Below are 5,720 nucleotides of genomic sequence, written 5' to 3' on the forward strand. Positions count from 1 at the left end.
GTCTCTGAGTCCGGGGGCCAGTAACACCCGGACTTTACCCCGGAAACCCGAGGTAATCATCCGCACCTCGATACTCAATCGTTCCCTCTCTCTTTGGCTAGCTTTAGCCAAATTGCCTTAAGCTCCTGATTTTTCTCTGTTTGAGCTTCAGCGGTTGCAATAATTTCAATTGGATCCCTCTTTAGGGCAATAGCCAACCTTAGGCACTTGTCTTTCCCGAGTACCTGCCCGTTTCTAACCTTTGTCATCGACTGCCTTGGTACCCCGAGAAACTTTGCAGCAGCGTAATCGCTTGGCAGGTTCATCTTGTCCTTTAGCTCATCAATGTAAGAGTCAAACCATCTCATTTTTCAACCACTTATCCAAACCTCGCTCAAGTATCCCTCATAGTAACCTCATCAGCCACGTAACTTTATTATTGACAGTAACCACGCTCAGTTCTACAGTAACTTTGCACGGTTACTAAAAAAACAACTTCGGGATAAACACATGTTTTTTGACTGGCTGACCATAGAACAGGATTTCGGGTTTCAGCTTCCATTGCTTGATGGGGGCGCATATGCCCGAGTTGTGATAGAGGAGGGGGAGATTGTGGAAACCGGTTCGCTCTGCGCCCCTGCGTTCTCGCACAAGGGTTCTTTCTGTGACAGTGTTCTTATTAAGGTGAACGGTTCATCTGTTCGCATGTCAGGCAACCCAAGCCGCTGGGGTCGCCTTGATAACCTGTGGGGCCACCGTTCTGTTGACGCTTGCGTTGCTGTTTACAATTCCATCCTCCGTGATATTTACGGTCACTGTGACCAGATACCCCAATTCACCAAATGCACAAAGGTGTTTTATGCGCAAGGCTCAGCCTGTGAACATATTGGCGCTGACGGTGCCATTCTTCGAGAGTTACACGTCACTGAAAATATTTCTGTCGGCGCTGGTAATGAGCGTGACTATATTAGCGGCCTGTCCACTCTTCGTTATCGCCATTCTATTCCTAGACTCCATACTGATGGTAATTCGGTTGATTGGCTTTCCAAATTAGGTAATGCCGCCCTCATTTACCCAACCGTCTATAACAAGGCATACGAATTAGAGTTACATTCCCTCGGGAAAATCGCCCGTAACTTTGGTGATGATTCCGACGAAATGCGCCATATTCAAAGCCTGATAGGTCATTGCCGCTCTGTTGGCATTGTCCGCTTCGAACTGAAACTTAAAAATAGATATTTACAACGTAACAATATGCAATATTGGGGACTGTCTGATTTGTCCCCCCTTGAACCACTGATGACTGAATTTACCAACATCGACCAAAAATTGAGCGTGACATCTATGGACTTTGAAACCATCGCCGAACGGCTTATAACGCTGGGCATTGTGGATACCACTCGCGCAGCCAACACAACCTCCATGTATGCCCTTCAATGGATGCATGGTCAAAACTTTGATTTTTCCAAAACTCAAATCCAAACGCATCGAGCACGTTTACGCAAACTTGGCATCGACATTGCCACCAAATGCAATATCAGCAAATTCAGCCCGATATTCGTTACCGCTCGCCGTGAGGTTAAATCTAATATTGCGACCCCGCCGAGCTGGTACGTAATGCCGCAAACCCAACTTAGGGCAGTAGCATGATGAATTATCGTGGTACCCCTTGCATCTGGCAGATTATAAAGCGCATACCTCAGCCTGTTGCGGTTCGTAATTTTCGCTTTCGTTCAATGGACAGAACCGCTCATTTTCGCGCTTTGTATTCAGAAACAAAGCATTCCGAATGCTTACCTTTTTGAGAGGGCGGTAGCATTATGAAAATCATTGTGTGCTTTGCCTTTTGCCTTCTTTTTATTGCAGCCCTTAGCGCCCATCAATATTCATTGATTGAGCGCTCCATATACAATCATTGCGGGGTTTCTTTAAAATGACTAAATATTGCAAATGCTGCCACCTCCTGATAATCGGTAACAGTTACGAATATTGCTTTCGTCAATCCTGTGTCGATATTCGCGCTGCCGCTGAAATGCAAAAGCATATTGATGAGCACGGTAAATACATTCTCCAATGGGAAACCTTTGACGCTAAATCAGAGATTCGCCGTTTTAATGACGAGGGTGAGTGTTATTACCACGCTTCATTAATCCGCGAGCAAGTCGCTGACTTGTTCGTAATACACCCAGACGGCTCGCCCGTTGAAATACGCCAATAAAGGTATCCGCATATGAAAATCGAAATTGTATCTGACAAAGTGACCACTAAATCCGGCATTTCTCAGCGCACCCAGAAGCCGTACACCATCAATAAGCAAGAGGGTTTCTTCTTCGCTGAGGGTGCCAAATATCCCGTTCGTTTCGAGTTCAACCTGGCTGACGGTGCAACCGCCTTTGCACCCGGCATGTACAAGCTCGATGAATCCAATTTCTACGTCGACCGCTTTGGTGCTCTGTCGCTCTCCGGTCAGCTCGTTCTGCTGCCCTTGAATGCCAGTCAGCCCGCTTCGCGCGTTGCCTGATTTACCTGTTTCCTGCTCTCGGTCAGGGCAGGGGACTTAACCAACCCAATAGGGAGATACGACCATGAAAAATCAAGCCACTGCTCTGCTGAACAAACTGGGTGTCGCCGCTGCTGTTGTTGTTGCCTCTGCATCCCCTGCGTTCGCGGCTGTTGATGCCGCCGTTACCACCAAGCTGACCGAGGCTGGCACTGATGCCGCCGTAATCGGTGGCGCTGTACTGGTGCTTATCATCGGCATTGCCGCATTTAAGTTCATGCGCCGCGCCGTTTAACCACTCGGGGGTCTCCATGGCATACCAATACAAAGGGGTTTGCTATGGCGACCCCTCCTCACTCTTAACAGCGATGGCCTCTGATATGTCAGGGGTTTCTATTTCCACTAATGGCAGTCCCGTTTATTACCAAACCTCTGTTCAGGCTGACCAGCTTGTTACTACCTCAACTACCGGATTTTCGGTAACTGTTACTCCAGAATTACACCCGTGTCAGCTTGTTACCCTTGAGGATGCCGCTGTTTATAACGGTTATGTCATTTTACTATGGGCCACTGCGTTCGCTTATGTCGCGCTGTCTCGCTCCGTTAATTCAGGGGGTTAACATGACCATTCAAGCCATTTATTTAACTATCGGCCTCCTTGGTGCGGCCTCTATTATCTTCTGGAGGATGTAATGCGTATATTTATTTTCCTCCTGTTCATTTGCCCATCTGCCTTTGCTGCATATACAACAATGACCATTGAAGGTGTTAAACAAGCTAATGGCGTTTGGACTGCTGCCGGCGTGATGGATACCCAAGGCTTTGTTAGAACTACTGGCGCCGTTACTGTTTATGGTACCACTCGTAATTTACCTGTTTCACTAGCCGCTGACATTGCCGCCTCATCCGCCCTTGTCAGGGGTGCCGTTCGAATTTCCGGCCCAGTTGCCCTTGCTCTTGCCGCTTACGATTTATATGAATGGGCTACATCAGGCGATATAGATGCTTCTGCTAATGGTCAGTGGGTTGATTCAGACCCCTCCGTTTATGAGTTCGGTTCTTTTTTTTCTACCGTTTCTAACCCTCCTTTTAGCGCCTCAAACCCTGAGTCTTCCGCCAATGCCTATTTTAATCGAAATGAAGTTGGCGTCTACGCCCCTGCAAAGTGTGTTGTTTCTAGCGCAAATGCTTTCCTTTGTGAGAGTTACCCATTCATTAACCCTAATGCAAAGGTGAGAATTAACTCTCAAAAACAAAAGTGCACTGCCTCTCAAATAAATACAATCAAGTCATGTGGTGACGTTGTTTACTCCACCGATTCATCTTTCCTTAAACTTCCAGCACTCACAATCCCTCTGATTATTTCAGGTTTTACCAAACTTCCTTCTTTGCTCGGCCAGCCAACACCCATTAAGGGTAGCCACTTTACTCCTTTCTCAGAGTGGATGAGTGAGCCATATTTTAAGAACGGCAATTGGTATCGCGATAGGATGGATGTTTCCCCAGCCCCGACAGCTTCACAACCTACTCGTGTTCGTGTTGACGTTGGTCCCATTAAAATTCAAGGCGCAACAGACCCTCAGACCGTCCCTAACACTGGAACCGCTGGCGGAAGCCAACCCAAAGAAGAACCTTCATTTTGTGAGGCCAATCCTCAATCTATTGCTTGCGCTGAATTAGGCACCCTTGAGCCAGAACCCTTTAACCCTATTGAGAAGCCATTTCAAATAACCCCTCAATCACCTTGGGGCTCTGGTGATGCTCAATGCCCAGCCCCCAAGGTTATTAACCTTCATTCTGGCGGTTTTGCCACTATGTCATATCAACCTGCCTGTGATTTCTTTCGAGGTGTGCGGCCCGTTATTATTGCGCTTGCCTTCATTGCTGCGCTTTATATTGCTCTTGGAATACCAGTAGGGAAGGGGGATTAAATGCCAATTGCAGCTTTTTTAATGTCAATCGCTTCGCCGATTGTTATTCGCGTCTTGATACAACTCGGCATCGGGATTGTCTCTTATGTCGGGGTCGAGGCTGCCGTTAATCAGCTTATTTCCCTTGCTCAAAACCAGTGGGCTGGCTTGCCCGCTACCGTTCTCCAGTTCATGGCCATTGCCGGTATCAATACCGCGCTCGGTATCATTGCTGGGGGCATCACTGCTCGACTGTCCATGATGGTCTTTAAGAGGTTCACACTGAAATGATTACTTTAATCACAGGCGTTCCAGGTGCTGGTAAAACCCTCTATGCCGTTGATCAAATTTTGATACCCGAGAGTAAAACCGAGCGCCCGCTTTACATTGATGGCATCCCAGATTTGATGATTCGCCATGAACCATCCCCAGACCCGCTCAAATGGCCTGATTGGGCACCCGAAGGGGCTCATATTGTCATTGATGAAGTCCAGCGTATATGGCGTCCAGAGGCCGCTGGCAAGGCCATACCCGAGTCTATCGCCCAACTTGAAACCCATCGTCACAGGGGCCTTGATTTCACCATCATGACCCAGCATCCGAGCTTGCTCCATGCCAACGTCAGAAAACTTGTGGGGCGTCATATCCATGTTCGTCGAACACCGCTTGGTGTTTACGTCTATGAGTATTCAGAGTGTGTTAGCAGTCCCGACACGGCCTATAAAAATGCACTCACAAAGGTTCGCTGGCCTCACCCCAAGCGCACTTTTGGCGTATATAAAAGCGCCTCCATTCATCAGAAGGTTAAATACCGGATACCTCGCGCCCTTATTGTGCTTTCTGTCTGCGTTGCGCTGATTGCCTTGCTTGGTGGCCGTCTCTATTACCGCATTTTTGGCGAGACTGATAAGCCGGTTCCTGCTCCTACTACGGCCCAAGCTTCACCATCCTCCCAGCCTGCGCAACCCAACCCAACCCCAATAGAGGAGGAGCCCGATATTCGGGAACAGTTCATCCCGCGCATTCATGGCGAGCCAGAAACAGCGCCAGCCTATGACCATCTTCGTGTGGTTGTCACAATGCCCGTTGTTGCTGCCTGTATTGCTGATGATGACCGTTGCTGGTGTTACACCCAGCAGATGACCAAAGTTGATATGTCTGAGGCTCAGTGCCGTGAACACGTTCAGCGTGGAGAGTTCGACCCTTACCGTGATGCGACGGAGGAGCGCGCGGTAAGGGGCGACCTAACAGCAGTCGATAAAACGCAAAGCTAGACTCCCGTTATCTCTCATTCAGAGCCTGATGCCGATATATGTACTTATCGGCATCAA

General features: G+C 48.4%; 8 protein-coding genes. 6 read left to right on the forward strand and 2 right to left on the reverse strand.

The annotated features are described in order from the left end of the window. Positions 1-74 precede the first annotated feature (74 nt). A complete protein-coding gene (locus AAC083_RS00810; RefSeq protein WP_108535649.1) occupies positions 75-347 on the reverse strand; it encodes a hypothetical protein in 273 nt (90 codons plus the stop codon). Positions 348-489: 142 nt separating this feature from the next. Here AAC083_RS00810 and AAC083_RS00815 point away from each other — a divergent pair, with 142 nt between their 5' ends. Next, positions 490-1,629: a phage/plasmid replication domain-containing protein gene (locus AAC083_RS00815; protein WP_108535650.1), complete on the forward strand. Its 1,140-nt coding sequence runs from the start codon at positions 490-492 to the stop codon at positions 1,627-1,629. Between the two features lie 262 nt (positions 1,630-1,891). Here the strand turns inward: AAC083_RS00815 and AAC083_RS00820 are convergent, their stop codons facing one another. Then, positions 1,892-2,053: a hypothetical protein gene (locus tag AAC083_RS00820; protein WP_181364615.1), complete on the reverse strand. Its 162-nt coding sequence runs from the start codon at positions 2,051-2,053 to the stop codon at positions 1,892-1,894. 156 nt (positions 2,054-2,209) lie between these two features. Between AAC083_RS00820 and AAC083_RS00825 the strand changes: the two genes are divergently transcribed. The 5 genes from AAC083_RS00825 to AAC083_RS00845 all read left to right on the forward strand — a co-directional run bounded on the left by AAC083_RS00825 (position 2,210) and on the right by AAC083_RS00845 (position 5,663). Continuing rightward, entirely contained in the window at positions 2,210-2,500 is a 291-nt protein-coding gene (locus tag AAC083_RS00825) for a single-stranded DNA-binding protein (protein ID WP_108535651.1), read from the forward strand. Between the two features lie 64 nt (positions 2,501-2,564). Next, a complete protein-coding gene (locus tag AAC083_RS00830) occupies positions 2,565-2,774 on the forward strand; it encodes a major capsid protein (RefSeq protein WP_108535652.1) in 210 nt (69 codons plus the stop codon). A gap of 397 nt (positions 2,775-3,171) precedes the next feature. After that, positions 3,172-4,410 carry a virulence factor TspB C-terminal domain-related protein gene (locus AAC083_RS00835; RefSeq protein ID WP_108535653.1) on the forward strand — a complete coding sequence of 413 codons (1,239 nt, stop codon included), beginning with the start codon at positions 3,172-3,174 and terminating at the stop codon, positions 4,408-4,410. Continuing rightward, positions 4,411-4,680, forward strand: coding sequence for a DUF2523 family protein (locus tag AAC083_RS00840; RefSeq protein WP_108535654.1), 270 nt, complete (start codon positions 4,411-4,413; stop codon positions 4,678-4,680). Then, positions 4,677-5,663 (forward strand): zonular occludens toxin domain-containing protein, encoded by a 987-nt coding sequence (locus tag AAC083_RS00845; RefSeq protein ID WP_108535655.1) that lies wholly within the window; start codon positions 4,677-4,679, stop codon positions 5,661-5,663. The genes AAC083_RS00840 and AAC083_RS00845 overlap by 4 nt, the downstream gene beginning before the upstream one ends. The last annotated feature ends 57 nt before the right edge of the window (positions 5,664-5,720 follow it).

The organism is Aeromonas sp. HMWF014 (genome assembly GCF_963878295.1).
Lineage (GTDB): Bacteria > Pseudomonadota > Gammaproteobacteria > Enterobacterales > Aeromonadaceae > Aeromonas > Aeromonas popoffii.

Coding starts and splice junctions, on each gene's coding strand:
- AAC083_RS00810 (WP_108535649.1), bottom strand. CDS start 347: ATGAGATGGTTTGACTCTTACATTGATGAGCTAAAGGACAAGATGAAC.
- AAC083_RS00815 (WP_108535650.1), top strand. CDS start 490: ATGTTTTTTGACTGGCTGACCATAGAACAGGATTTCGGGTTTCAGCTT.
- AAC083_RS00825 (WP_108535651.1), top strand. CDS start 2,210: ATGAAAATCGAAATTGTATCTGACAAAGTGACCACTAAATCCGGCATT.
- AAC083_RS00830 (WP_108535652.1), top strand. CDS start 2,565: ATGAAAAATCAAGCCACTGCTCTGCTGAACAAACTGGGTGTCGCCGCT.
- AAC083_RS00835 (WP_108535653.1), top strand. CDS start 3,172: ATGCGTATATTTATTTTCCTCCTGTTCATTTGCCCATCTGCCTTTGCT.
- AAC083_RS00840 (WP_108535654.1), top strand. CDS start 4,411: ATGCCAATTGCAGCTTTTTTAATGTCAATCGCTTCGCCGATTGTTATT.
- AAC083_RS00845 (WP_108535655.1), top strand. CDS start 4,677: ATGATTACTTTAATCACAGGCGTTCCAGGTGCTGGTAAAACCCTCTAT.